Raw genomic sequence first — 649 nt, forward strand, 5'->3', positions numbered from 1 at the left:
TTAACATTATTATTAGCTAATGGAATACCATCAATAACTATTAAAGGTCTATTTTCTCCTGTAATAGATCCAATACCTCTTAACGTAATACGTGTAGAACCTCCTAAAGATGAAGGTGCAGTAATTTGTGCTCCAGCAACATTACCAGATAATGATTGTAAAGCATTACTACCTCTACCTGCTTGAATAACATCACCTTTCACTTCTTGAGAAGCATATCCTAAAGATCTTTTATCACGTGTAATACCTAATGCGGTTACAACCGCTCCTTCTAATTCTACTGTTTCAGAAGGCTTAAGAGTTACATTATATTCTGAACCAGTACCAACTGAAAAAGTTTGAGTTGGCAATCCCATTGCTTCTACTGTTACTAAATCTCCTTGTTTAGCTTCAATACTAAACACCCCATTTTCATCAGTGTAAGCTTCTTTTCCTGATGTAGTTTTTACAACAGCTCAGCTACTGGAAGTCCATCAGAGTCTGTTACAGTTCCTGTAACTGTCTTTTCTTGTGCATATAAAGAAGCTCCTAAAAGAAGTCCTCCTAATACAAACAAGTTTTTTAAATTTCTCCTCATCTGTTAAAACATTTTTAAAACTTTTATAAACTTAAGATTTCTCTAACATTTACAAAAATTTTTATGCTAAAA

At 33.3% G+C, this 649-nt stretch carries 2 protein-coding genes; both read right to left on the reverse strand.

Annotated features, from left to right (window positions below; genetic code table 11):
- Window positions 1-404: TonB-dependent receptor plug domain-containing protein (locus tag N5E64_RS15690; RefSeq protein WP_280038330.1), on the reverse strand; the 404-nt coding region annotated here is incomplete at its 3' end.
- Between the two features lie 41 nt (window positions 405-445).
- Entirely contained in the window at window positions 446-577 is a 132-nt protein-coding gene (locus N5E64_RS15695; protein ID WP_280038331.1) for a hypothetical protein, read from the reverse strand.
- Window positions 578-649: the final 72 nt, after the last annotated feature.

The sequence above is a fragment of the Empedobacter sp. GD03739 genome (assembly GCF_029843245.1).
Taxonomy (GTDB): Bacteria; Bacteroidota; Bacteroidia; order Flavobacteriales; family Weeksellaceae; genus Empedobacter; species Empedobacter falsenii_B.